Source organism: Liquorilactobacillus mali KCTC 3596 = DSM 20444 (assembly GCF_000260415.1).
GTDB classification, from domain to species: Bacteria; Bacillota; Bacilli; order Lactobacillales; family Lactobacillaceae; genus Liquorilactobacillus; species Liquorilactobacillus mali.
Window position 1 is genome coordinate 15,983 of the sequence record NZ_BACP01000046.1, and the last position, 25,549, is coordinate 41,531.

Annotated in this window: 26 protein-coding genes; all 26 read left to right on the forward strand. The window is 36.2% G+C overall.

The annotated features are described in order from the left end of the window. Window positions 1-10: 10 nt before the first annotated feature. The 26 genes from flhA to GSM_RS08285 all read left to right on the forward strand — a co-directional run bounded on the left by flhA (window position 11) and on the right by GSM_RS08285 (window position 25,531). Window positions 11-2,086: a flagellar biosynthesis protein FlhA gene (gene flhA, locus GSM_RS08160; protein ID WP_003686918.1), complete on the forward strand. Its 2,076-nt coding sequence runs from the start codon at window positions 11-13 to the stop codon at window positions 2,084-2,086. A 31-nt stretch (window positions 2,087-2,117) separates the two neighbouring features. Further along, window positions 2,118-2,831 (forward strand): sigma-70 family RNA polymerase sigma factor, encoded by a 714-nt coding sequence (locus tag GSM_RS08165; RefSeq protein WP_003686920.1) that lies wholly within the window; start codon window positions 2,118-2,120, stop codon window positions 2,829-2,831. After that, window positions 2,828-3,532 carry a flagellar hook-basal body protein gene (locus tag GSM_RS08170; protein ID WP_003686922.1) on the forward strand — a complete coding sequence of 235 codons (705 nt, stop codon included), beginning with the start codon at window positions 2,828-2,830 and terminating at the stop codon, window positions 3,530-3,532. The genes GSM_RS08165 and GSM_RS08170 overlap by 4 nt, the downstream gene beginning before the upstream one ends. 10 nt (window positions 3,533-3,542) lie before the next feature. Beyond that, complete coding sequence (locus GSM_RS08175; protein ID WP_003686923.1) at window positions 3,543-4,310, forward strand: flagellar hook-basal body protein; 768 nt, start codon at window positions 3,543-3,545, stop codon at window positions 4,308-4,310. Window positions 4,311-4,333: 23 nt separating this feature from the next. Further along, a complete protein-coding gene (locus tag GSM_RS08180; protein WP_003686925.1) occupies window positions 4,334-5,047 on the forward strand; it encodes a cell division ATP-binding protein FtsE in 714 nt (237 codons plus the stop codon). A 121-nt stretch (window positions 5,048-5,168) separates the two neighbouring features. Further along, on the forward strand, window positions 5,169-6,479 hold the full coding sequence (locus tag GSM_RS08185; RefSeq protein WP_003686928.1) for a methyl-accepting chemotaxis protein: 1,311 nt from the start codon (window positions 5,169-5,171) through the stop codon (window positions 6,477-6,479). Between the two features lie 92 nt (window positions 6,480-6,571). Further along, window positions 6,572-7,000, forward strand: a complete 429-nt coding sequence (locus GSM_RS08190; RefSeq protein ID WP_390173849.1) for a chemotaxis protein CheW — start codon at window positions 6,572-6,574, stop codon at window positions 6,998-7,000. Further along, window positions 6,981-7,475: a chemotaxis protein CheD gene (locus tag GSM_RS08195; RefSeq protein ID WP_003686933.1), complete on the forward strand. Its 495-nt coding sequence runs from the start codon at window positions 6,981-6,983 to the stop codon at window positions 7,473-7,475. The genes GSM_RS08190 and GSM_RS08195 overlap by 20 nt, the downstream gene beginning before the upstream one ends. Window positions 7,476-7,488: 13 nt before the next feature. Then, on the forward strand, window positions 7,489-8,493 hold the full coding sequence (locus tag GSM_RS08200; RefSeq protein WP_003686935.1) for a protein-glutamate methylesterase/protein-glutamine glutaminase: 1,005 nt from the start codon (window positions 7,489-7,491) through the stop codon (window positions 8,491-8,493). 4 nt (window positions 8,494-8,497) lie between these two features. Continuing rightward, window positions 8,498-9,271 (forward strand): CheR family methyltransferase, encoded by a 774-nt coding sequence (locus GSM_RS08205; RefSeq protein WP_003686937.1) that lies wholly within the window; start codon window positions 8,498-8,500, stop codon window positions 9,269-9,271. A gap of 20 nt (window positions 9,272-9,291) precedes the next feature. Beyond that, complete coding sequence (locus GSM_RS08210) at window positions 9,292-11,349, forward strand: chemotaxis protein CheA (RefSeq protein WP_003686939.1); 2,058 nt, start codon at window positions 9,292-9,294, stop codon at window positions 11,347-11,349. Beyond that, on the forward strand, window positions 11,349-11,936 hold the full coding sequence (locus tag GSM_RS08215; RefSeq protein ID WP_003686941.1) for a chemotaxis protein CheC: 588 nt from the start codon (window positions 11,349-11,351) through the stop codon (window positions 11,934-11,936). Before GSM_RS08210 ends, GSM_RS08215 begins: the two co-directional genes overlap by 1 nt. 13 nt (window positions 11,937-11,949) lie before the next feature. Next, window positions 11,950-12,312, forward strand: a complete 363-nt coding sequence (locus GSM_RS08220; RefSeq protein ID WP_003686943.1) for a response regulator — start codon at window positions 11,950-11,952, stop codon at window positions 12,310-12,312. Window positions 12,313-12,332: 20 nt separating this feature from the next. Continuing rightward, window positions 12,333-12,725, forward strand: coding sequence for a chemotaxis protein CheW (locus tag GSM_RS08225; protein ID WP_010078075.1), 393 nt, complete (start codon window positions 12,333-12,335; stop codon window positions 12,723-12,725). Between the two features lie 16 nt (window positions 12,726-12,741). After that, window positions 12,742-13,740, forward strand: coding sequence for a flagellar motor switch protein FliM (fliM, locus tag GSM_RS08230; RefSeq protein ID WP_003686947.1), 999 nt, complete (start codon window positions 12,742-12,744; stop codon window positions 13,738-13,740). Beyond that, window positions 13,737-14,840 carry a flagellar motor switch phosphatase FliY gene (gene fliY / locus GSM_RS08235; protein WP_003686950.1) on the forward strand — a complete coding sequence of 368 codons (1,104 nt, stop codon included), beginning with the start codon at window positions 13,737-13,739 and terminating at the stop codon, window positions 14,838-14,840. Before fliM ends, fliY begins: the two co-directional genes overlap by 4 nt. Before the next feature lie 89 nt (window positions 14,841-14,929). Continuing rightward, entirely contained in the window at window positions 14,930-15,232 is a 303-nt protein-coding gene (gene flgM / locus GSM_RS08240; RefSeq protein WP_010078076.1) for a flagellar biosynthesis anti-sigma factor FlgM, read from the forward strand. Window position 15,233: 1 nt separating this feature from the next. Then, window positions 15,234-15,593 (forward strand): hypothetical protein, encoded by a 360-nt coding sequence (locus tag GSM_RS08245; RefSeq protein ID WP_003686954.1) that lies wholly within the window; start codon window positions 15,234-15,236, stop codon window positions 15,591-15,593. A 12-nt stretch (window positions 15,594-15,605) separates the two neighbouring features. Further along, window positions 15,606-17,120, forward strand: a complete 1,515-nt coding sequence (gene flgK / locus GSM_RS08250; RefSeq protein ID WP_003686955.1) for a flagellar hook-associated protein FlgK — start codon at window positions 15,606-15,608, stop codon at window positions 17,118-17,120. Window positions 17,121-17,125: 5 nt separating this feature from the next. Beyond that, window positions 17,126-18,049, forward strand: a complete 924-nt coding sequence (gene flgL / locus GSM_RS08255) for a flagellar hook-associated protein FlgL (RefSeq protein ID WP_003686959.1) — start codon at window positions 17,126-17,128, stop codon at window positions 18,047-18,049. Between the two features lie 153 nt (window positions 18,050-18,202). Further along, on the forward strand, window positions 18,203-18,781 hold the full coding sequence (locus tag GSM_RS08260) for a histidine phosphatase family protein (RefSeq protein ID WP_003686961.1): 579 nt from the start codon (window positions 18,203-18,205) through the stop codon (window positions 18,779-18,781). An 875-nt stretch (window positions 18,782-19,656) separates the two neighbouring features. Continuing rightward, the gene (locus GSM_RS08265) at window positions 19,657-20,775 is read left to right on the forward strand and encodes an NAD(P)-dependent alcohol dehydrogenase (RefSeq protein ID WP_003686963.1); all 1,119 of its coding nucleotides are present in this window, start codon (window positions 19,657-19,659) and stop codon (window positions 20,773-20,775) included. A gap of 386 nt (window positions 20,776-21,161) precedes the next feature. Beyond that, window positions 21,162-22,424 (forward strand): MFS transporter, encoded by a 1,263-nt coding sequence (locus GSM_RS08270; RefSeq protein ID WP_003686965.1) that lies wholly within the window; start codon window positions 21,162-21,164, stop codon window positions 22,422-22,424. 35 nt (window positions 22,425-22,459) lie between these two features. Continuing rightward, a complete protein-coding gene (rhaB, locus tag GSM_RS08275) occupies window positions 22,460-23,944 on the forward strand; it encodes a rhamnulokinase (RefSeq protein ID WP_003686966.1) in 1,485 nt (494 codons plus the stop codon). After that, entirely contained in the window at window positions 23,934-24,251 is a 318-nt protein-coding gene (gene rhaM / locus GSM_RS08280; protein WP_003686968.1) for an L-rhamnose mutarotase, read from the forward strand. Before rhaB ends, rhaM begins: the two co-directional genes overlap by 11 nt. 14 nt (window positions 24,252-24,265) lie before the next feature. After that, window positions 24,266-25,531 carry an L-rhamnose isomerase gene (locus GSM_RS08285; RefSeq protein ID WP_010078077.1) on the forward strand — a complete coding sequence of 422 codons (1,266 nt, stop codon included), beginning with the start codon at window positions 24,266-24,268 and terminating at the stop codon, window positions 25,529-25,531. Window positions 25,532-25,549: the final 18 nt, after the last annotated feature.

Below are 25,549 nucleotides of genomic sequence, written 5' to 3' on the forward strand. Positions count from 1 at the left end.
TAGTAGATAAATGAGTAAAAAGAGGCTTAAGAAGAAAAGGACTTTAAATTATGCTGATGTAATTGTTTCCTTTTTAGTAATCAGTATTATTGGATTAATAATAATACCCTTACCTGCAATAGCATTGGATATCCTTATTGTTATTAATTTAGCAGTTGCAATCAATATTTTACTTATTACGTTATTTACTAGGAGCGTCCTAGAATTTACAACTTTCCCAACATTGTTATTAATTACAACAATGTTCAAGCTTGGTTTAAATATGTCTTCGACCCGTTTAATACTGACAGAAGGTAATGGTGGAAACGTGATTGCTGCTTTTGCAAATGTTGTAGCGGGCAGCAATTATATAGTTGGTATTATCTTGTTCATAATTATCATGGTTGTTCAATTGGTGGTCGTAACAAATGGTGCAGGTCGTGTATCAGAGGTTTCTGCGAGATTTACGCTTGATGCAATGCCTGGTAAACAGATGGCAATTGATTCTGATTTAAATTCTGGATTAATAAATGAAGAAAAAGCTAGAAATCGTAGAAAAGATTTACAAAGAGAAGCTGATTTTTATGGTTCGATGGATGGGGCCAGTAAGTTTGTTAAGGGTGATGCAATAGCTAGCATTATGATAACTTTGATAAATCTGATAGCAGGGACCATCATTTTTACTATGAAAGGCGACATGTCAATCACTGACGCATTAGCCCAATTTGGGAAACTGTCAATTGGTGATGGACTAGTCAGTGCAATTCCTTCACTATTGATTTCGATTGCATCTGGTATTATAGTCACTCGTTCAGATAACAATAGTTCTTTCGGATTAGATATTTCTTCTGATGTTGTAAGATATCCTATTTTATTTAGAATCGTCGGTGTGATTTTACTTGTACTATCAATAGTACCAGGTTTTCCTTTTCTGCCGTTCCTGTTTATTGGAATAGGCATGTTTGTTGCAAGTATGTTCATTAAGCAAACAGAACAGAAAACAGCAATTAGAAAAAAAGAAGAAGAACAGAAATTAGCATTAAAACGCAAGAAAAAAGAACAAGAAGAAGATGAATCGGTTTCTTCCTTTCAGGTTGAACCAATTGCCATTGAGATTGGCTATGGTTTGATCTCATTAGTAGATAGTACAGTGGACAATAGTTTAATGAGTAGAATAGTTGCTATTCGCAAACAAATTGCCAGAGAACTTGGGATTTTAGTACATCCCGTCAGAATACGAGATAATTTATATCTTGAATCAAATGACTATTCAATCAGGATCAGGGGAAATGAAGTTGGGACAGGACAGATTTATGCAGACAAATTAATGATTATCAGCCCTGATGATGAACCGTTTCCGTTCAAGGGTATTCCAACAAAAGAACCAGCGTTTAATATTGACGCAATGTGGATTGATCAAAAAGATAAGGAAACTGCTGAAATACAGGGATTCACAATCATTGAACCTCTGACGGTAATTGCCACGCATTTAAAGGAAATAATTTCAGGAAATGCGCCAGAATTACTAGGTCGACAAGAGGTTCAAAAATTACTAGAAGGAATAAAAGATCAAAATAATGTCGTGATAGATGAACTAATACCAGATATTTTACGCCTAGGAGAAGTCGAAAAAGTCTTACAAAACTTGCTGGAAGAGAAAATTCCAATCAATGATTTAACAACGATTTTGGAAACGCTGGCGGATTATGGATCGGTTACAAAGGATACAGAAGTATTAACTGAGTATGTAAGACAAGCACTAAGGAGAACAATTGCTGCTAAGTATGCTGACGAGCAAAAGAATATTAAGGTGGTAACAATTCATCCAAAGGTAGAGGAATTAATTACACAGAGTATTCAAAAAACAGCGACTGGATCATATCCTGTTTTGAAACCAGATTCGGTTAATCAAATTCTGGAAGCTATTAATAAAGTTCAGCAGGAACTTACACTTAAAAACATCGAGTTTGTAGTATTAACTTCACCTAAGATTAGACTGGCCTTCAGAAAGTTAGTTTCTTTTAACTTTCCTAACATGCCAATTTTATCTCTAAACGAAGTACCCAATGAGATTTCAATTGAGACTGTGGGAACAATCAATGTTTAAAAATTTTTGATGAAGGGAGTATGGAGATAATATGTATGAAACTAGTCCTGAAGATGAAGTTTTGAAATATCTTCCTTTGGTTGAAAAAGTTGCTAAAAGGGTTCCGCTTAAAAGTACTGAGTATGAATACAGTGACTACTATAATATTGGTGTGATAGGCCTGATTGATGCTTTACACAAGTTTGATGCAGCGAAGAAAGTTCCTTTTGAGAGCTATGCAGCAATCAGAATTAGAGGTGCAATCATTGATGAAGTTCGGAAGCATTCAAGAATTTCGAGATATAAGATGGTTGCGATTAACGATTTCTACAAGGCAAAACAGCTTCTTGAACAAGACCATAAAAGAGAAGTCACTGATAGTGAAATCTGCAAAAATATGGGAATATCTATTACACAACTGAATGAGATATATGAAAACATTCATTATTTGGCTAGTATTTCCCTCGAAGGCACTATCTTTCCCACAGAAGGAGCAGGTGGGGTTTCACTAGGAGATGTTATTCCTGACAACGATGGAACTAACGCTGAACAGAAATTAATTGGAGAAGAACGTAAGGCTGCACTTACAAGATGTATACAGAAACTAAATGAACGTGAACAGTTAATTTTGAGTCTGTACTATAAGGAAGAAGCCACTTTGAAAGAAATTGCTGCTATCTTAGATATCTCAATAGCAAGGGTCTCACAGATTCATGGAAAAGTAATTGCAAAGCTAAAAATATTGATGGAGGATGAATTGTCATGATACGAGGGTTGGATACGATAGAGCAAAGTCTAGATGTTTTACTCAAAAGACAAGAAAATACTAGCGGGAACATCGCTAATGTTAATACAACAGGATATCAAGCAAAACAGCTATTTCAATCAACCTTAAAAGAAGTTCAATTTGTGAATCATCAAGGAGGATCAACTGTTTCTGAGGAACAAAATATTGGCGGATTCACATTTGGAAATGCCATTGACGGTTCTTATATTGATAGCAGCAAAGGAACGATGAATGAGACTGGAAGAGCAACTGATTTTGCGGTTAATAGTGATGGATATTTTACGATTAGAATGAATGATGGCACGCTTGCTTATACAAGAAACGGGAATTTTAAGCTTAATGACCAAAATCAATATGTAACACAAGAAGGATATCAAGTTGTTGGAGCAAATGGGCAAGCGGTTAGCGCAAGTGATAATCCAGATTTTAGAATAGTGAACATCGCTGATGAGCAACAGCTAACTGACGCAGGAAACGGCTATTACACTACCAATCAAAATGTGCAAATTGATGCGAATCCTAATGTGATGCAAGGATACTTGGAACAATCAAATGTTTCAATGTCAGACGAAATGGTAACGTTGATGCAGACAGGAAGAGAGTTTGAAGCTAATCAAAAGGTTTTGAGTTCAACGAATGAAACGTTAGATAAAGCGGTCAATAGTTTAGGGAAGGTGTAGGGTGATGTAGATGAATATTTCAGGTATTTTGTCGATTAATAAGTCTGGAATGAATGGTTTACAAAATAATATGGACAACATTGCAAATAATATTGCAAATTCAGATACAAGTGGTTACAAGAGCAGAAATACGACTTTTCAAGAATTAGTCAACAATCAAACAACAACTGAAGAAGTAAACCTAACCTCTGGAACAACTCTAGGCTTAAATGCAGGAGTGGGTGTTAATGGAGAATCGGTTACCTTTACACAAGGAAGTTTGCAGCAAACTGGGATTACAACTGATCTTGCAATACAAGGACAGGGCTTCTTTGGAGTATATGGGCAAGATGGCCAACTATTGTTGACACGTGATGGTAGTTTTAAGCGAGATAGTACTGGACAGTTGGTGGATGCAAGTGGAAATAAAGTAGCAATTGATGCAACTATACCCGAAACAAATTGGCCAAGCGGTGAATTAAGTGTCGCTAGTGATGGCAGCATAAGTATTGTGAATAATGGAAACAGCACTGCAGTGGGAAAAATAAGAATGTATTTGCCGCAAAACAATGAAGACTTAGTAAGTGTCGGAAATAATAACTATACCGTTGCGAATGGTAATCAGTTACAGGTAATGACAAATCCAAATATAAAGCAAGGGTATTTGGAAGATTCAACTGTTGATTTGGCAGACTCCATGACAGACATGATTGCGACGCAAAGGGCATACCAGATGAATGCCAAAGCACTTCAGTCAACTGACGATATGTTTGAAGTGATTGACCGCTTAGCCGATTAATATTTCAAGAGGTGAGACATCAATTGATAGATGTGAGAAAGGTTTCAAAGATATATAAGGGTAACATTCAAGCTTTAAAAAATATCAACTTTTCAATTGAACAGGGTGAATTTGTCTATGTAATTGGTGCCAGTGGAGCGGGAAAATCAACTTTGCTGAAACTTTTATATCGTGAAGAAGAACAGACTTCTGGAAGTATCAAGATGGGGAATACTTTTGTTGACCGAATTAACCACAAGCAGCTCTATCTTTTAAGAAGGCAGCTGGGAGTTGTAATGCAAAAAGATCTGTTCTTATCTCAGCGTTCGGTCTTTGAAAATGTTGCTGTGTGTGTCGAAGCTGTTAGTGGTGCTAATGACAGTGAGGTAACTGTGAGAACAAAGGATGCGCTGGATGTTGCTGGCATACTGAATAAGAGTGGTAGAAAAGTCAATGAATTATCAATCGGACAGCAAAAAAGGGTCGCGATTGCTAGAGCAATTGTCAATCATCCATCGATTGTTATAGCTGATGAACCGACTGCAAACTTGGATTCAAAAGCTGCATTAGAGATAATGAAGCTCTTTTTTAAGATTAATAGCATGGGAACGACAGTGATAATGGCTACGCATGATAGTACTATGGTAAACACAGTTCGTGAACGAGTACTTGAATTAAGACACGGAGTGTTGATTAGGGACGAACAAGATGGGGGATACACTAGGTATCCTGATAATAAAGACGTATACATCTGGTGATGAAGTCTTAATAATTTTGATAAATTTCCGATATGAGAAGCATAGAGTTGCGTGAGTTTTTAACCAATCTTACTCGAATCTAAATATATGTTGTTCATATCGAAAGGGGTATTAAGTAGTGATGTCCAAAAAAAATTTAAAGAAAGTCCCTAAGAGAACTGCAAAGCTAAGAATAGGTGCATTGAAACCGATTCTTTTTACTTTGCTTGTGTTAATTGTTGCTTATGTAGCACTGGTCAGCGGGAGTAGCGATACCACAATAAGAGCTAAGTTTTTTATTTTTGCAGTGGTTATTTTGGTGGTGCACCTGATCCTGTGTATTGTCCTGAACTATACCGCAGCAAGTCCTTACAAGAAAGAGCTTGAATATGTGCATCAGAAGATCAGCCAAGTAGTTTCAGGAGATTTATCCAGTCTGGATGGCCTGGCGCCATCAAAGAATGATGAACCATTGATCTCCAAAATAAAAGATGATGTACACAGTCTTGCAAATGTTTTTATGGCCGTAATCATTGGAATGAAGAGTGAAAGCACGAAAATGAGCGGGATGGCTGGGAATCTTGTTAAGGTCCTCCAAGACGCAAATAGTTCTGTTGATGGTGTCAAAGCAACGATGGGAAATATTGCAGAAGCTTCGGAATCACAGGCGGCAGAGGCTGAACAAACCTCAAATGATATGCAGGAGCTTTCTCAAAAGATAGAGAAAATATATAGTGAAATTGAATTAATGGACGGATATGTTGAAGAATCAAAGGAGACGAATGAAAGTAATTCAACCATGATGATTCAAGTGTCAAGTAACTGGGAAGAAGAACGAAAGGCCCAGGCACAATTAGTTACAGAAATGGATGAAATGAATAAAGACATTCAGAGTATCGGTAACATTGTCGCATTAATTACAGATATTTCTGAACAGACAAATCTTCTAGCACTCAATGCTTCAATTGAAGCGGCAAGAGCAGGAGAAGCAGGTCGAGGATTTGCAATCGTTGCAGAAGAAGTTAGGAGCCTTGCAGAACAAAGCAGTGAGTCAACTAAGAATATTAGAGAAATAATAACCCTGATAAGAAATAAATCGGAACATATGGCCTCCTCTTTGAATACCTCATATGAGAGTGGTGAACAACAAACAAATTATATTGGACAGGCAATTAGCTCAACCGAGCAAATTTCAGTCATAGTTAAGAAATTTGTTGATAGTATTCAGAAAATCGAGAAAAATGTATCGGCAGTAGTGGAAGAAAAAAATATGGTTGGGCACTCTGTGGAAAATATTTCTTCAGCTATCTCTGATACGTCAGCTGGAACGCAAGAAGTAACTGCAAACGTTGAGGAGCTTCAGTTGAATGTTAGAGAATTTGAAAAGAATGTCAAAGAAATTGAAGATATTGCAGAAGTTCTGAAGTTCCAAGTTGGTAGTTTTAAACTTTAAAAAGGTTAATTTAAGGGAGATGGCTTTAGATGGTAGATCAGTATATTGTATTTAAAAGTCATGAGCAAATGTTTGCATTGCCAGTAAGCATAGTGAAAAGAGTAGTGGAATCTCCGAAATTTATAGTGCTTCCAGAGGTGCCCGAATACGTTCTGGGAGCGCTGGAATATAACAATACGATGGCACCTATTATTGATTTTAGAGATAAGCTCTTTGGTGAGAAAATTGAAGATAGTCCTAGTTCGAAGGTAATTCTATGTAATTGGCAAGACAATTCACTAGGATTATTGATTGAAGAGATAGTGGGAATTACAGAATTGACTGAGACAGAGTATGAAGCTGAAATTGAAAGAGCAAATCTAAAAAGAGGCTATGTGGATAAGTTCTTGAAACTCAAGGATGATATTGTAATTTCAATTGATCTAACGTATCTCTTTGATAACAGGCAAGAAGAGCAAATAATAGATGCACTTGAAGAGACTGCACCAGAAGGTACCTTTAATGACAGTGCCAGAGAATGAAATAAAAGTTGGAATTGCAGAGTATAAGTTGGGAATGGAAAATTACAAACTGATAACAGTTGGTTTGGGCTCATGTGTTGGAACGATTGTCTATGATAAAAAGACAAGAATTGGAGGATTGAGTCATATAATGCTTCCAGATAGTGTGCCATTTGAAAATAAAGGTGCACTGAATAATTCTAAGTTTGCAAATCTAGCAATTCCAGAGATGGTTGCCAAAATCAAAAAGAAATCACCTAATGCAGATTTGGTTGCCAAAATCGTTGGTGGTGCAAATATGTTTAACTTCAACAATGGAACTGGATTGAGTATTGGTCAACGTAATGTACTGGCTGTTAGAAATTCTTTAGCTAGTTTGAAGATACCAATTATTTCAGAACATGTTGGAGGAAATAGTGGGAGAACAATGGTAGTTGACTTGAAAGATTTTAAGACGATGGTACGAATTGTTAACCACGAAATCGTATATATATAGAAAGACGGATTTTATGAATATTCTAGTTGTTGATGATTCAGCATTCATGCGAAAGGTAATTACGGATATTGTTGAAAGGCAAGCTGACTTGCACGTGGCAGACACCGCACGAGATGGTAAACAAGCGGTCGAATTAATTGACCAAAATAATTACGATTTAGTGCTAATGGATATAGAGATGCCAGTAATGAATGGATTAGAAGCACTTAAAATCATTCGACGTACAAACGATGTTCCAGTAATTATTCTGAGTGCATTAAGCAAAAAAGAGAATACAATCGAGGCTTTAGCAACAGGAGCCACTGATTTTGTTGAAAAACCCAAAAAATTAATGAATTTGGAAAATGAATGGGTAGAGGAATTTGTAACAAAAGTCAGAGGAATTGATGGTGAAGTAAGAAGTAATTCAGGCAATAAAGCGAATCTTTTTGTAAGTGCAAAGAAGGCTGAAAAGGACTTTAGTACTCTCAAAGCCATAGTTATTGGTGCATCAACAGGCGGACCCAAGACATTGCTTAAAATAATTGGTTCACTAAATACACCTACAAGGGTACCAATATTAATAGTTCAGCATATGCCTAAGGGGTTTACAACATCATTTGCTGAGAGATTGAATCAGGAAAGTAAAAGTGAAGTTATTGAAGCAAAAGATGGGATGAAAATCGAGTCTAAAATATATGTTGCTCCAGGAAATTTTCATATGGTAGTTAGAAATGGCAAAATATCCTTAAACCAAGGACCTAAACAAAACGGAACGAGACCAGCAGTTGATAATTTATTTATTTCGGCGGCAGATGTTTACAAAAATAGGCTTGCGGGAATTATCTTAACCGGTATGGGGAAAGATGGAACTATTGGTATGAGCAGAATAAAAGACTTTGGTGGTTATACAGTTTCGCAAGATGAAGCAAGTAGTGTTATTTTCGGGATGCCGCGTAGTGCAATTGAAGCAGGAGTCGTTGATGAAATTTTAAGCTTAGATGAAGTGTGTCAGAGATTGCAACAGATGATTGGGTGAGAGAATGGAACAGAATTTTATTTTCTTCAACAAATGGGTATTAAAAAATGTAGGAATTGATTTAAATAACTATAAAGAAAAACAAATGCAACGCAGGATAACAAATATCATGAATTCCACGGGTGCAAAAACAGTTGAGGAATATGCGCGCATTCTTGAAAAAAATCGCGATGCATATAACGCATTTGTAAAACATATAACAATAAACGTTACAGATTTTTTTAGAAATAAAGAAATCTTTGATATATTTGAAAGTTGTTTTATGGAAAAGGTGGTTCTCAAATTTGATCATATAAAAATTTGGAGTGCAGCTTGTTCAACAGGTGCAGAGCCTTATTCACTAGCAATGATTTTGAATAAGAATAAGGTAAGAAATACTAGTATTCTTGCGACTGATATAGATAATAATGTCCTCACAAAGGCTAGACAAGGCGAGTATACGAAAGCGGAGTTAACTAATGTGGCTTCTACTGACTTGACGAAGTATTTTAGTGAAATAGAACCCGACAAATACGTTATAAAAAATGAAATCAAGAAATACGTTTCTTTTGAAAAACAGGATTTATTGGGCACACAATATCCTAAGAATGTTCAAGTAATAGTTTGTCGCAATGTCACCATTTATTTTAAGTTAGAGGCGCGTGATAATGTTTATCGGAAATTTAGCGAATCTCTTAGCAGAGGTGGTCTACTGTTTACGGGTGCAACTGAAACAATTAATGAACCTAGTAAGTTCAATCTCGAAAAAGTTGATACTTTTATATATAGAAAAATCTAATGTGGAAGGAGATTTGATTAATGGACGACAATAGTGTGTATCGTAACCTATTTTTTGAAGAAAGTGATGATAATCTTCAAAAGTTAAACGATGATGTTCTGGAATTGGAAAGTGAACCTGAAAATATAGATTTAATCAATGAAATTTTTAGAGCGGCGCATACATTAAAAGGAATGTCTGCAACGATGGGCTATAATGTGATGACTAAGCTTACGCATAAAATGGAAAATCTCTTTGACTTTTTTAAGTCTGGCAAATTGAAGGTTACAAGCGAATACATATCATTGATATTTGAATGCTTGGATAAGTTGTCAGAACTAGTAGAGGATTTACGTAATGACCAGGAACTGTCGGAAGATCAAATTAGCGAATTACTGAAGAAATTAATTAATGTCGAAGAAAGTGTTAATGGTACAGCAACTGAAAAAGTTCAAAATACAAGCGACAAGACTGGAAAACTGACTACGATATTAGAGAGCAACGAAGATGCAGATATTGATGTTGTGAAGAAGGCAAAGGCACAAGGATATAATGCATTTGTAGTAGCAATTCGAATAGATAGAGAATCAATGCTCAAGGGTCCAAGAGCATTCTTGATCATTGAACATTTAGAGCAAGAAGGAGATGTTATTTATACAGAACCTACTGCTGATCTACTTGAAAATGGTGAATTTAATACTGATTTTAAGCTGATTTATTTGACAAAGAATACAAAGGAACAAGTCGAGGCGAATATTGATATTAATAGTGAAATTGATACCTTTATCGTAGAAGAATTCGACAGTGCCAAGTCTGCAAATAGTAATGAACATAAACCTTTAGCAGAATCTGTATCTGCTAAACCAACTGAGAGTACTCCTAAAAAGCCCAAGTCTTCTGATAAAAAGGAAAAGAAAAGCAGTACACCAAGCAAACATCCTAGTGCAGCTAGAAATCAATCAATCAGGGTTGATTTAACACGCTTGGATTTATTCTTGAATTTGGTTTCGGAGTTGGTTGTTTATCGTAATCAATTGGATGACGCGAACAAAAGAAGTGATGCAATGGAGGTCAAGGATTCATTAGAACAAGTTTCACGCCTGACTTCTGAGCTACAAGATTTGGTCTTGAAGATCAGAATGCAGCAAGTGAGTGTTGTTTTCAGCCGTTTTCCACGTATGGTTAGAGACTTGGCTAAAGAACTTGATAAAGATATGGAACTGATCGTCGAGGGTGAAGAGACCGAGTTGGATAAGACTGTGGTTTCGGAGTTGAGTGAACCTTTGATCCACTTATTGCGTAATTCTGCAGATCATGGAATTGAGAGTGCAGAAAATCGTAAGAAGTTTGGGAAACCAGAAAAGGGAACAATTAAGCTATCTGCATATCAAGAAGGAAATCAGGTCAATATTACACTTGAAGATGATGGCATGGGAATTGATCCTCAGGTCATGAAGGAAAGTGCTGAGAGCAAGGGGATTGATACAACAGGGATGACAGATGATGAATTGATTAATTTGATTTTTCATCCAGGATTTTCAACTGCTAAAAAGATCACCAATATTTCTGGACGTGGTGTGGGGTTAGATGCGGTAATGGCCAAAATCAATGATCTAGGGGGATCATTGGAAATGAAGACAGAACTGCATGTAGGGACTAAATTTGTAATTAAGTTACCTTTAACACTATCAATTATTCAAGCATTGATGGTAAGAGTTGCTAATGAAAGTTTTGCTATTCCATTGGATGTTGTTGAGCGTGTTGTTGTAATTCAGGAGAAAGAAATAATTACCAGCATGGACAGAGAAGTAGTGGAATATCAAGAGGGTCTGATTCCAGTTATTAGGGTAGATAAAGTTTTAGGCTTAACGAATGAGGAGAATACCAAGCAGTTTGCAATCGTTGTTAAGAGTGACAAACAATATTTTGCAGTATTGGTCAATGAATTAATTGGTCAACAAGAAATCGTAATTAAAAAAATCGATACCATTATCCAAAAACTTAATAAGTTTCAAGGTGCAACAATTTTTGGAAATGGCTCAATTGCACTTATCCTAGATGTTAATGCCATTTGTCAAGGTAAGCTGGTTGAAAATTAATGGAATATACAGATATTGAATTAGACGCGATAAAAGAAATCATAAATATTGGCGGTGGCAATGCGGCAACAAGTATTTCAAAGCTTGTTAACCAAAAAATCAATATGCATGTTCCTGAAATTAGTTTTCTAAGTTATCACGAATTATACAAAGAAGTATATGCCGAAGATGAAGAGGTCCATGCTACTATTAGTAATTTTAGTGGTGATTATAGTGGGGTTTTTCTTCTAGTGATACCAGATAAATCAATCAAAAAACTGGTTAAGTTGTTACTAGGTGGTGTTTCAGCTTCTGATGAGCTGGAAGTATCGGCGATTAACGAGCTAACTAACATAATAACTAATTCATTTCTGAATGCAATTGAGGGATTGCTGAGCGCAGAGATACAAACATCAGTACCACGAACGCAAGAAGATTACTTTGGTGCTATTATTAGCAGTTCTTACTTAGCATTGGAGCACTATGATGATCAAATAATGATCATGAGAAATGAATTTATATACGCAGATGAAAAAATTGATTCATCGTTGTTTTTAATCCCAGAACAAGGTGTTTTGGATAAAATGGTAGAGTCTTTACAAGTTTGAAAGGAGCAATAAAATGGCAAAAAGAGTTCTAATCGTTGATGATGCGGTTTTTATGAGAATGAAATTAAGGGATATTTTAGAAAAAAATGGGTATGAAGTTGCAGAAGAAGCCGAAAATGGACAAGATGCTTTTGATAAGTATCAAGCTGTAAAACCAGATTTAGTTACAATGGATATTACTATGCCTGAAGTGGATGGAATTGAGGCTTTGAAGTTAATTAGGAATTCTGATGACAATGCAAAAGTCGTAATGTGCAGTGCGATGGGACAACAAGGGATGGTTATGGAAGCAATTCGAGCGGGAGCAGTTGATTTTATTGTTAAGCCTTTTGATACGGATAGGGTTATCAAGGCTCTAGACAAGGCACTATCTTAAACGTTAGGAGATGTTTGACTGTGCAAATGATTCTCTTTAAAATGAACCAGCAAAATTTTATGGTTTCAGCTGAATCCGTTGAAGAAGTAATAGATACTGTTGAGATAACAGGGATACCTTTAGCACCTAAGTGGGTACAAGGTTTGATAAACTTGAGAGGTAGCGTCTTGACGGTAATAGGTCTGGCGGAGTTGATTGATCTGCCACCAATCAAGAAAAAGATGAATATATTGATAATGAAGAATGAAGATAACCGTAAGGGATTATTGATAGACGAAGTATTGAAGGTAATTGATATAGAAAAAGATCAAATTCAACTTGAAAGTACCTCGGATAAGAAATATTATATTGGTGCAACAACTGTTGAGAAAAATGTAGCAAGTGTTATAGAGATAAATCAACTGATTTTTTGATAAGTGAGGGATCAAAGTGGACCAAGTATTGACACAACAAGAAATTGATTCTCTGTTGAACGCAATGGACAACGGTGAAATCGTAGAAGAAGAAATTGAAAAAGAAGAAGAACTCAAGGTAAAGAGCTATGATTTCAGAAGGCCAACAAAGCTGTCCAAAGAGTATGTCAATACGTTACATATGATTTTCGAAGACTTTTCTAAGGTTAGCAGCAATGTTCTTTCAACGCTCTTGCGGTCAAATATTAATTTTAATCTGGCATCCATTGAGCAAGTCAGTTATGATGAATTTATTCATTCAGTTCCACGTTTTACTTTATTGGGGCTTTTCCATTCTGACCCACTGAAGGGAATTCAGATTCTAGAGATAAATCCGCAACTCTGCACGGTAATCGTGGAACTGCTTTGTGGAGGAGTAGGTGTTGGTAAGCAAGATAACTTGTCTGTAAAAGGAAGAGATTCTTTTACAGATATTGAATTGACACTTCTAAAAGAAATTGTTATTGAGATGACGAAGATTTATGAGAATGTCTGGAATGATATTATTGAATTACAGACTGAATTTGATGAGCTGGATAGTAACCCACAGTTGCTTCAAAATATGTCACCAAATGAGCCGGTTGTTATGATAACATTTACCGTTAGAATTGGTGAGGTTGATAGTTTTATTAATATTTGTGTTCCTTACGTTTTTTTTGAGGGACTTACAGATAAATTAAGCTTTCATAATTGGTTTGATTCAAATCAAGAATATAGCGCAAATGATGAACGTAAATTAAAAGAAAGCTTGAATAACATCGCTCTTGATTTGCAAGTAGTTTTAGGGGAGTCAGAGTTGGAATTATCAAATTTTTTGCACTTAGAGCCAGGTGATATTTTGAAGTTAGATAGTAAGATTAACGAGCCGCTTGATTCGTATGTTGAAGGCAGTCCGTATTATAGTGTCAAATTAGGTAAGAAAAATAATCAGATTGCTGTAGAGTTAATCGATAAGTCGGAGGGGGAAACTCAATGAGTGACAGTCTATCACAGGAAGAAATTGATGCAATGATGGCTGGGGCAGTTACAAATGATACTGCTGAAGCAAAAGATGACATTGATGAAAAAACAAAACAAGATATTATTGGAGAAGTGGGCAATATATCAATGTCCCAGGCGGCAACAACTTTGTCATCAATTTTAAATAAACGTGTGAGTATTACTACTCCAAGGGTTGAAGCAACAAAGTTCGGTGATATTTTAGGTGCTATAGATACACCTAAAGTTTCAACAGTTGTGGGTTTTAAGGAAGGATTAGTAGGTTCCAATCTATTGCTTCTTGAAGTTAAAGATGCGATTGTAATTGCAGATTTGATGATGGGAGGAGATGGTAAACCTGAAAATAAACAGTTTACTGATTTGGAATTAAGTGCAGTAGCAGAGGCAATGAATCAAATGATCGGTTCCGCATCGACATCTATGGCAACGATGATAAACCGTAAAGTGGATATTTTGCCTCCAAATGTTAAATTATGGGAAAATCCTGAAGCTGTTCATTATGATAATCTTGATAAAGATGCTGATGTGTACCGTATTTCATTTTCATTATCAGTTGAAGGGTTAATTGAAAGTGAAATCATGCAGATCTTTACTGCGGATATGGTGGAAGATATCGCAAAGGCAATGCTTTCTGATAAAGCAACAACTGTTAGGGATGATGAGAAAGTTGAGTCCAAAACTACTGTTGAAACAAGTACTGCAGAGCCAACAACAGAGGCTCCACAACAGGAAGAACAAGAAAAGTCAACTGTTGAAAAACCAGTTGAAGTAAGCAAGCCTGAATTTCAGGCATTGAATGATGAGCGCAAGGCTGAAGGTGATAATCTAGATTTATTATTAGATGTTCCATTGAATTTAAGCGTTGTTTTGGGTAGAAGCGAGAAAAAAGTGCGTGATATTTTATCTTTTGGCACAGGGTCTGTTATCGAATTAGATCGGTTAACTGATGAACCGCTTGAAATATTACTTAATGGTAAACCGATTGCAACTGGTGAAGTCGTAGTAATCAATGAGAACTTTGGTATTAGGATCACAAATATTTTATCGCCAACGCAAAGAATAAAACGACTCAAGTAGGGGAAAAAAGTTAAACGAAAGAGGTTTAACTTTTTTTGTTGTGCCGATACTAAATATATGATACTTTTTGAGGAAAGGAGTTGGACATTTTGAAAATAGAAGGCTACCAAGGAACTAATATATATGGAGACCAAGCTGCTAAACTCACGAAACACACACAGTTAGCTGCAAGTAAAAATCAAACTAATAATGATTCAACCGAGGAATCAACAAGCGTTGAATTGTCAGAGAGAGCGCAGAAGATAATGCAAGGCGCTCAGGTTGAACCTGAGATTGACTTGAAGAAGGTTGCAAACCTCAAGAACGCAATTAATAATGGGAATTATAAGATTTCGGCAGAAGATATCGCTAATCGAATGATGGCACAAGTGGACATGCAAAAGGAAGATTAGTATGCAGATAAAAGAATTTGAATGGCATTTGGGAAGCTTTGTTAAGCTATTAAAAAAAGAAAAGAACTATTTAATTAAGGACGATGGCGAGAGTCTCACAGATTTGCTACCAGAAAAAGAAGGCTTTGTGGAGATCTTAAAAGAATATCAAGGAGATGTCTCAGAAAAGGCACGTGAATTGATTACTGAGATCAAGGCGCAGCAAGAGGAGAATTTATTGCTTACAAGACAAGCAATTGGCTACCAAAACATGCTGATGGGGGCTGTTAAGAAGAATCTTAGCAGCCCAGCTGGTACATATTCAAAGGGTGCTCAAGTGTATGCACAGCCACGCACTAATTTTGTTGATGAAGAAATTTGAGAGGTAATAACTATGGCAGGATTATTTGGAACATTAAATAATGCAACGAGCGGATTGAGCGCAAATCAAGTTGCACTGCAGACAAGCAGTAATAATATAGCAAATACGAGTACGGATGGTTACTCCCGTCAACGAGTCAATTTAGAGACAAACAGTGCGTATACGATTTCAGGAGTTGGGACGCTTGGGACAGGTGTGAAATCAGCGGGAGTCGAAAGAATTGTCGATGATTTTGTACGTGGGCAAATTCGCAACGCCAATTCTAACTACCAATTTGCAGCAGAAAAATCAGATGTCTTAGGCGACTTAGAGAATATCTTTAATGAACCATCCGATAATGGACTGTTGACACAATTGTCAACTCTGACAAGCAGCTGGACAGAACTTTCTAATAACCCTGAATCAGACACAGCAAAAACCTTAGTAGCAGAGAATGCCAGTACTTTCACAGATACACTTAATAGTATGGCAGATGATATTAACAGCCTTACCAACAGCACAGTCCAAAGTGTAAGTAAGAATGTGCTTGATTTCAATAATAAAATCGAACAACTGCAGAATTTAAACGACCAAATCTATAATATGTCTAGCAGAGGTGAATCACCTAATGACTTGCTGGACACAAGAGATTCTGTGTTAAAGGATCTGTCAGGATTAGCCAATATAACCACTACAACTGATAATTATGGACGAGCTTTTGTTCAACTCGATGGTCAGGATGTGCTGACAAGTACAAGTATGTCGACTCTAAGTGTAGTTACCACAAGCAATTCAAGCGGTTCAACGTTGGCAGTTGGTGGCGATACCAGTGAAGTGGGTACTACAGACACTCAGTATTCATTGGGGACAGTTGTATTATCCAGTTCTGCGGACTCTACTGGTTACCAGAAACTTGATATTTCTTCAGGAACCATTGGAGGTCTGCAAGCTGCGATTGGGGAAACACAGGATCGTTTGCAAGATTTGAATGATTTTGCAGGAACAATTGCTAAAACAACGAATATGATATACACGAACGGTTCTTCAAGTACGACAGGTTTCTTTGATTTAGGAACAGATGAAGGTAGCTATGCGGCAAATATTACACTCAATTCTGATATTAGTAATAATAGCACAGGAATTAGTGCAGGTAAGTCTACTGCATCTGGCGATGGAACCAAAGCTGCAGCAATTGCAGCATTAGCAAGCACAAAGCTTGATTATCCTGTTTCTGACACGGAACTTGCAACGTATGATAGTGATTCAATGAGTTTTACTAGTAGCCAAACTGGTTCGACCTTTGCAAATGAATTCAATAATACTGTTACTAAGAATGGTATTTCTAAGCAGGCGGCCGATAACACTGCGACTTCACAGCAAAGTGTTTTGACACAACTTGAAGAAAAGGACTCGTCTGTTTCAGGTGTGTCTTTGAATGAAGAAATGTCTAACATTATTAAGTATCAGCAAGGTTTCCAGGCGAATGCGCGGTTATTGTCAGTTGTTTCTGAGATGTTGGATACTTTAATTAATAATACTGGAGTGTGAGCAATATGAGAATTTCTAGCAGTATGGTTTATAGCGACTTTTTATCCAACCTTTCTGTTAATTCTAATAAGGTACAGAAGACAATGAGCCAATTATCAAGTTCTAAACAAGTTAACAAGTCTTCGGATGACCCGCTTGCTGCCTCTCAAATAATGAATTTGAAGGATTTAATTTCACAAAATGAGAGTGATTCATCGACCATTTCAGATTCATTGACATGGACTGAAACACAAGACTCTGCTTTAAGTGATGTTAATACTGCAATGTTGAGAATTAAAACATTAATCCAGTCTTCTGCTAACGGCACAGCTGATAGTGACGAATTTGAAGCGAATAAAAATGAAATCCAGCAAAACATTGAAAGTATTGTTGATTCTCTAAATACAAATTATGGTGGTAAGTATGTCTTTTCTGGACAAAATACAACCACACAGCCGTTTTCGGTCGAAAAAGATGACAATGGTGATATTACAGGAATAAAGTACAGTGGAACAACGGATAATTTAAGTCGTGAAATATCTAAAGGTACAACTGTGAACCTGGTAACTGATGGAAGTCAGTTCTTAGATGAGTCGGGGACGACAGCAGATCCTCAGAATCTAGGAACATTTGTCAATGACTTGATTACGGCGCTAAATAATGGTGATACTACCTCTCTATCTGGAGATATAATGACCAAATTTGAAAATTATCGTCAGAACTTTGTTAATATCAGATCTAAGCTGGGAGCACTTGAAAACCGGCTAACATCTGCGCAATCCCGTAATGAGACAGAAAACACTAATCTGACGGATAGCTTGTCTGATAAGCAAGATGTAGATGTTGCTGCGAAATATATTGAGTATACCAACCAAATGGCAACATATCAGGCGACTTTAGCAATGGGAACTAAGGTGATGCAGACATCTGTTATGGATTACATGAAGTAGTTTTGGGGCTAATAAAATACTATATAATTTGATATATATGATGATGTCAGAGTTGAAGCTCTGGCTTTTTTTGTATGAAAAATTGTTGCATATACCTTATTTTCAGCATATACTTTTCAAATATTAACTTTTACAAAGGAGAACTGTATATTAATGAATACGACAAATATATATTTTGTTCGTCATGCACTGCCTGATTATTCTTGGTTGGATGATGCAACGATGCCATTAACTCAAGTAGGAAGAGATGATTCTTTAGCGGTACTTGACTCGCTTAAGACTCTCTTTTTTGATTTTTGCATCTCGAGTCCCTACAAGAGAACCCTACAGACAATTGAACCACTAGTTTATGAAAAAAAACTTAAAGTACATATAGACGAACGTTTAAAAGAAAGAGTTCGAGGCAATATTGGTGAAAATGGAGATGTGCTACTTAAAAAAAGATGGGAAAACTTTGATTTCCATGAAGAGAACGGCGAATCAATGAATAGTTTACAGCAAAGAAATATGGAGGTACTTAGTAAGATTCTCGAACAGCACCGCGGGGAAACTATATTATTTTCAACCCATGGAGCGGCCTTAAGTTCTATGCTCAATTATTTTGATAATGGATTTGGATATCTAGACTTTATCAGATTACAGTGTTTTACTCCGTATGTACTGAAAATATGCTTTGATAAGAATGACAAGATTATTGATAAAGAAGAAATTTTAATTATAGACAAGAAATAAGAGTATAAAAGGATATCTTTCTTGCCATTGGAATAGGGATACATTAATTTTAAGGAGGAATATGCAATTGTAGCCAAGATATCAGAACTCTTAAAACATAAGCGACAAGAAAATGGATTCACTCAAGCTGCTATTGCAAAAAAAATGCTGTTTCACGGCAGGAAGTCTTCAATTGGAAAATTAGTAGACACTTACCAGATATCGTACTGATTAAAAAGTTGGCGAATATTTATGAAACTACAACGGATGAATTAATCAGTGGAGGGGGTAAAAAAAGGTTAAAAAAACAATTTTACTATAGCTTCTTTTATCTGCTGTTGTTAACAACATTAATCATCAGCGGATTGACTATAGTTTCAAATTCACGGGCATTGTTAGTACTGGACGGATTAATCTTATTAAGTATCATGCTAGTTTTTTTAATTAAGTTCGCGGATGGTAGAATACAAGTTTTAATGCGGGTATTTAGTCTAACCGTATTTTATAAGCAGTCTAATTCTAATATGGCAATTGTTTAATATATACTACTACAAAAAAAGTAGTAGTTAGCGATATGAAGTAAAAATGTGGCAGTTGGGTAACCTAATTTGGTTACTAATTTTTGGTGTGCTGAGTTTTATTTTGATATTTGTTAGGCGAAAAGGATAGGGTTAGTTGTTTTTTGTGATACAAATAACTAATTTGTAATGATTATTTATATTAAATTAATATCTAAAATAAACATTGAATTTTCAGCGTTACTTTGAAATTTAGTGATTTAAAATATGTAAATTTGTTATTTAATAGATGTAAATGTGCTATTGAAAGCGCTTGTATTACAAATATAATAAAGCTAACTAGTTAAATAATTCACTAATTCAAGGAGGATATGTATCATGAAAATCAGTGCAGCAGTAGTTGACAAGGTTGGTGATCCATTTGTAATCAAGAATAATATTGAGCTGGCAGATATGGGGCCAACAGATTTACAAATTAAGGTGGTAGCAAGTGGGATTTGTCATTCAGATGAGGCAATTCGTAAAGGTGATGCTTCCTTAGGTTATCCAGTAATTTTAGGACATGAAGGTGCTGGAATTGTTGAGAAGATCGGATCGCAAGTACAAGATTTTGCAATTGGTGATCATGTAGTTTTGTCGTTTTATTCTGACGGCACATGTGACAATTGTTTGAAAGGAATACCAACACAGTGTCGCAGCTATGCCAAGTATAATTTGAGTGGAGTACGCGCAAATGGGACTGATCACTTTCTCGAAGATGGCAAGCATATTAGTGATATGTTTAATCAGTCGTCTTTTACAACGCATACAGTTGTAAATCAACGTAATGCGGTTAAGGTTGACCAAAAACTTGATTTGCGTAAACTTGGTCCTTTGGGATGTGGTTATGTAACTGGTAGTGGTACTGTCTTCAACACATTAAAACCAAGACCTGGACAGACAATTGCTGTTTTTGGTACTGGTGCAGTTGGTTTAGCAGCAATGATGGCAGGTAAAATTTCGGGATGTACAAAAGTTATTGCGGTCGATGTTGTATCAGAAAGACTTAAATTAGCTAAAGAACTTGGCGCAACGCAGGCAATTAATAGTAAGGAGGAAGATCCAGTCACAGCTATTCAAAAGTTAACGAATGGTTATGGGGTGGACTTTACTGTTGACACAACGGGAATTGAGTTTGTCATGTTACAAGCGATTAATGCGCTAGCTCAAGGTGGAACAGCTGCTTTGATTGCGGTAACTGCAAACAATATTACAATGAGTTCTTGGAATGATTTGTGCACTTCTGATCGTAAAGTTGTTGGTGTCAATATGGGTGATTCAATTCCGCAAATTGATGTTCCACGTTTGATTGAATTCTACAAATTAGGGATGTTTGACTTTGATAAAACTGAGAAGTTTTATAAATTTGTCGATATCAATCAAGCAAATAAAGACTCGGTTACGGGAAAGACAATTAAACCCGTTTTAGTTATTGATGATGAGTACCAACCAGAATAATTAATGAGGTCACGTTACTCATGATTTAAAAAAATTTATGTGATATGAACACGTTTATCCGGAATCAATAAACAATCTAAGATTAGTTCTGATATTAATTGATGAAAATCAGTTAACAGCAGAACTTTTTGTTTTTTCACTGAAAATTAAGGTGGGCTAGATTAAAATATAGTTTTTGATTGAGTTTTTTGAGAGGAAAGTTCTGATGGAATATAGACGAAAAAAGTATCTTGTTAAGAGTCGCTACCTTAGATTATTTTTCGAGCTTTAATTATGTATATATGACATAGAAAGACTGTTTTTTTGACATTGTAAACGGATACATTAAATGGTGTAATCTACTTGTATACAAAATGGATATCCGAAAAATGACAAGGGGTGGCAGCATGGCAAAAGAAAGTTCAAATGGGTCAACTTGGGCTGTATCGTTAACCAATTTTCTGGACTCTGGATCGATTGTAGCAGGTGCATCAGGTTTAACACTATGGCAAAAATCTTTTGGATTATCTGATTTTGATGTTGGTTTGCTGGGGGCTTTGAGTGCAAACGCATTTGGGTCAGCGCTAGGTGCAATTATTGGAGGAAGGCTTTCGGACAAATATGGACGAAAGATGATTTATACCTATGATATGTTGATTTATATGTTAGGAACATTAATAGTCGTTTTTTCAGTTAATTTTCCAATGCTTTTATTAGGATTTTTAGTAACAGGTATTGCAGTTGGTGCAGGAGTTCCTGCTTCGTGGACTTATATTGGGGAAACTTCCGGCGACACTAATAGAGCTCATAATATTGGTATATCGCAATTTGCATGGTCAATGGGGCCGGTAATTATTTTTGTATCAGGTACTTTATTAGCTCCACTAGGTTTAATGGGAAGTAGATTACTTTTTGCATTCCTGACGGTAGTGGCTTTCATTGCATGGAATTTACAAAAAAAGTTGCCAGAATCACAGGATTGGATCAATCAAAAGAAAAAGGAATTGGGATCTTCAATTGAGAACCATCCCTATCGTGATCTTTTCGCTAATATGATATCAGTTAAAAGCATTCTATTCTTGTGTGGAGTTTATGTATTTTGGAATTTAGTTGCAGGTGCCATGGGATTCTTTATGCCATTTGTATATGAAACAGTGGGTGGATTGAATAATACACAGGCAAATATGTTACAAGCAGTATTATGGATTTTCACAGCTCTTGCTGGATACTTTGGCTTTGCACTTTTAGGAGATAAAGTTAATCACCGATCATTCTTCTTCGTAGGAGCAAGCATGGCAGTAATTTCGTGGATAATTCTAACATATATTGGTTTTGGTTGGTCAGCACTGTTGGCGTTTGTTATCATTTGGGGGATTTCAGCTGGAATTGGAGCTCAAGCATGGTATGCACTGTGGGCAGTCGAGTTGTTTCCTACTAGATATCGAGCTGGTTCGCAGGGATTTATGTTCTTCATTGTTCGCGGAACAGCTGGAATATGGTCAATTGTATTTCCAATTATTTTGTCCACTTTAGGTTTTAAAATTGCAGGAACTGCAATGATTGTTTTGCTAATTGTATCATTAATTGTTGGAGTTTTATGGACACCTAAGACGCGTGGCAAAACTTTATTACAAATTACAAAAGAACGTTATGGTAACAAACAAGAATAAAATTTTTAATTGAAAGGATAAAGGTGGCATGACTTATGAGTAAAACTTATGTTGCTGTTGATATAGGGGCTTCAAGTGGTCGACTAATGCATGCAGAACTAGTCGACAACAAATTGAGCCTGAGAGAAATTCATCGGTTTAAAAATGGTTTTGTCCACAATAAAGGACATGATTGTTGGGATATTGACAAACTAATAGAAGAAATTCTAATTGGATTAGGGAAAATTAAAAAAGCTGGATATGATTCAGTTGTTTTAGGGATTGATACATGGGCTGTTGATTATGTTTTGGTTGATCAGAAAGGAGACAAATTACAAGATTCGATTTCTTATCGCGATAACAGAACTCATGGAAGTATGGAAAAGTTAACAACATCGTTATCAAAAAAGTATATTTATCAAAAAACTGGAATTCAATTTCTTGATTTTAATACACTTTATCAATTATTTGAAGAGGATAAAGAATTATTAGCCAAAACAGATAAGATAATGATGATTCCAGACTATATTGGTTTTATTTTAACTGGAAAAGCAGTTACTGAAGTTACAAATGCGTCAACAACACAGATGCTAAGTCTGCGTGAGGGCTTGTTTGATAATAATTTATTGAAGAGTGTTAATGTAAGACAATCTCAGTTTCCAAAATTAGTAGAAGCTGGAACGATTCTAGGTAATGTTAGTCAACAATTGGTCAAAAAGTATAATTTGCCTCAAACCGAGGTAGTTACAGTAGCAACACATGATACTGCTTCTGCTGTTATTGGTACTCCTGCTCTGGGTCAGCGATGGGCGTATTTAAGTTCTGGTACGTGGTCGCTGATTGGTGCAGAACTTAATACTCCAGAAAATGGAGAACAGGCTTTTGAGCAAAACTACACAAATGAATGGGGAGCGTATGGAACTTACCGATTTTTGAAAAACATTATGGGATTGTGGATCATTCAAAATATAAAAAAAGAGTTGAATGACCAATACAGTTTTGCGGATTTAGCAGATTTAGCAAAAAGAGAACCACCATTCCAACAATTCATAGATGTAAATGCTGCTCGTTTTCAGAACCCAGAGAATATGATAGCGGAACTTCAAGCATATTGCCGTGAAACTAAACAGAAGGTTCCTGAAACACCGGGGGAACTCGCAATGGCTGTCTATTCAAATTTGTCACTATATTACGCAAGAGAACTGTCTATTCTTGATGACATTTTGGGTTATCACATTGATAGTTTGAACATTGTTGGAGGTGGTTCAAATGTAGGTTTAATGAATCAATTAACAGCAACGGTGAGTGGCATTGACGTATATGCAGGTCCGAGTGAAGCAACGGCAATTGGGAACATTGTGGTTCAAATGATTACGAAAGGTGATATTTTGAATATTTATCTTGCTCGTCAAATAATTAGTGACTCATTTGAGATAAACAAGTTTGTTCCTGAGAGAGAAAAGTATCCTAATATCTTAGACGATTACAAAAGGTTTTTGAAGAATGAAAAATATAAAGGAGGTAATTTAGTTGACAGTTAGAGTGGGACAATTAATGCATGTTTATCGCGATATGTATGAAGAGTATGAAAAACGACATAATAATCTTTTCCCAAAAATGCGAGAAGCTTTGAAAGACGCTGGGGCACATAATTATTCAATATTTCTTGATAAAGAAACTGGAAATTTATTTGCTTATCTAGAAGTTGACAATGTCGAGAAATACAATGCTATCGCACAGTCTGATGATTGTAAAAAATGGTGGGCATATATGGAACCAATCATGGATACTAATGAGGACAAAAGTCCGGTAACTTTAGACTTACACGAAGTATTTCACTTAGATTAAAGGAGGAATTTTAAATGGTTAAAGCAGAAAATATTGAAAAGGCATACAAAACAGCTAAAGAAAGATATGCAGAAATTGGTGTTGATACAGATAAAGTGATTGCACAACTAAAGAAGGTTAAGCTCTCAATGCATTGCTGGCAAGGCGATGATATTCACGGATTCTTAAACCCTGATCAAGAATTAACAGGTGGAATTGGGGTCAGTGGAGATTTTCCGGGAATTGCACGGACACCAGATGAATTGACAGCTGATTTGCATAAGGCACTTACCTTGATTCCTGGTAAACATAAAGTCCAGTTGCATACATTATATGCGGTAACTGATCAAAAGAAGGATTTTAATGAAATTGGACCAGAAGATTTTAAATACTGGGTAGACTGGGCTAAAAAAGAAGGTATTGGTCTTGATATGAATCCGACATTCTTCTCACATCCGAAAGTAAAGCATAATTTCACACTTGCTAGCCCTGAAAAACAAATTCGTGATTACTGGATTGAAGTTGGTAAGAAGTCGCGGGAAATTGCAAATTATTTTGGAAAAGAATTAGGACAACAATCAATCAATAATTTTTGGATTCCAGATGGTTTCAAAGATAATCCAATTGACAAACAAGGACCACGGGAACGCTTAATTGCATCGCTCGATGAGATTTTTACGAAAAAGTATGATGAGAAAAACACCATTGAGGCAGTTGAAGGAAAACTCTTTGGAACTGGAATTGAATCATATACAGTTGGTTCGCATCTCTTCTATAATAATTACGCAATTAGTCGCGATAAGTTATGGACGATTGATGCAGGTCACTGGCATCCAACAGAAGATGTTTCAGATAAATTTTCAGCGTTCTTACCATTTGGTAAGGGGTTGATGTTGCATGTGTCACGACCAGTTCGTTGGGATAGTGATCATGTTGTGATTATGGATGATGCATTGATACGAATTACACGTTCGTTGGTACGAGACAATCAATTAGAGCGGACAAACATTGGGCTTGATTTCTTTGATGCAACCATTGATCGCGTGGCTGCTTGGGTAATTGGAGCACGTGCAACGCAAAAGGCCCTGTTGCAAGCAATGTTGGCACCGATTGATCAGTTAAAAAAGGCTGAGTTAAGTTATGACTTTACAACACGTTTAGCTGTTACAGAAGAACTCAAGTCGTATCCATTTGGTGCAGTTTGGGACGAATTTTGTTTAGAAAATGAGACACCAGTTGGAACTGATTGGCTGGAAGATATCCATCAGTATGAAAAAGACGTTTTATTTAAACGTAATTAAATTCAAACAACAGATATA

What these genes read in the sequence shown, in the direction of transcription:
- fliY (WP_003686950.1), top strand. Translation starts at nt 13,737, where the DNA reads ATGAGTGACAGTCTATCACAGGAAGAAATTGATGCAATGATGGCTGGG.
- rhaB (WP_003686966.1), top strand. Translation starts at nt 22,460, where the DNA reads ATGAGTAAAACTTATGTTGCTGTTGATATAGGGGCTTCAAGTGGTCGA.
- GSM_RS08175 (WP_003686923.1), top strand. Translation starts at nt 3,543, where the DNA reads ATGAATATTTCAGGTATTTTGTCGATTAATAAGTCTGGAATGAATGGT.
- flhA (WP_003686918.1), top strand. Translation starts at nt 11, where the DNA reads ATGAGTAAAAAGAGGCTTAAGAAGAAAAGGACTTTAAATTATGCTGAT.
- GSM_RS08195 (WP_003686933.1), top strand. Translation starts at nt 6,981, where the DNA reads ATGACAGTGCCAGAGAATGAAATAAAAGTTGGAATTGCAGAGTATAAG.
- GSM_RS08200 (WP_003686935.1), top strand. Translation starts at nt 7,489, where the DNA reads ATGAATATTCTAGTTGTTGATGATTCAGCATTCATGCGAAAGGTAATT.
- GSM_RS08245 (WP_003686954.1), top strand. Translation starts at nt 15,234, where the DNA reads ATGCAGATAAAAGAATTTGAATGGCATTTGGGAAGCTTTGTTAAGCTA.
- GSM_RS08285 (WP_010078077.1), top strand. Translation starts at nt 24,266, where the DNA reads ATGGTTAAAGCAGAAAATATTGAAAAGGCATACAAAACAGCTAAAGAA.
- GSM_RS08215 (WP_003686941.1), top strand. Translation starts at nt 11,349, where the DNA reads ATGGAATATACAGATATTGAATTAGACGCGATAAAAGAAATCATAAAT.
- GSM_RS08270 (WP_003686965.1), top strand. Translation starts at nt 21,162, where the DNA reads ATGGCAAAAGAAAGTTCAAATGGGTCAACTTGGGCTGTATCGTTAACC.
- GSM_RS08165 (WP_003686920.1), top strand. Translation starts at nt 2,118, where the DNA reads ATGTATGAAACTAGTCCTGAAGATGAAGTTTTGAAATATCTTCCTTTG.
- GSM_RS08265 (WP_003686963.1), top strand. Translation starts at nt 19,657, where the DNA reads ATGAAAATCAGTGCAGCAGTAGTTGACAAGGTTGGTGATCCATTTGTA.
- GSM_RS08185 (WP_003686928.1), top strand. Translation starts at nt 5,169, where the DNA reads ATGTCCAAAAAAAATTTAAAGAAAGTCCCTAAGAGAACTGCAAAGCTA.
- GSM_RS08170 (WP_003686922.1), top strand. Translation starts at nt 2,828, where the DNA reads ATGATACGAGGGTTGGATACGATAGAGCAAAGTCTAGATGTTTTACTC.
- GSM_RS08205 (WP_003686937.1), top strand. Translation starts at nt 8,498, where the DNA reads ATGGAACAGAATTTTATTTTCTTCAACAAATGGGTATTAAAAAATGTA.
- flgL (WP_003686959.1), top strand. Translation starts at nt 17,126, where the DNA reads ATGAGAATTTCTAGCAGTATGGTTTATAGCGACTTTTTATCCAACCTT.
- flgK (WP_003686955.1), top strand. Translation starts at nt 15,606, where the DNA reads ATGGCAGGATTATTTGGAACATTAAATAATGCAACGAGCGGATTGAGC.
- GSM_RS08260 (WP_003686961.1), top strand. Translation starts at nt 18,203, where the DNA reads ATGAATACGACAAATATATATTTTGTTCGTCATGCACTGCCTGATTAT.
- GSM_RS08220 (WP_003686943.1), top strand. Translation starts at nt 11,950, where the DNA reads ATGGCAAAAAGAGTTCTAATCGTTGATGATGCGGTTTTTATGAGAATG.
- GSM_RS08210 (WP_003686939.1), top strand. Translation starts at nt 9,292, where the DNA reads ATGGACGACAATAGTGTGTATCGTAACCTATTTTTTGAAGAAAGTGAT.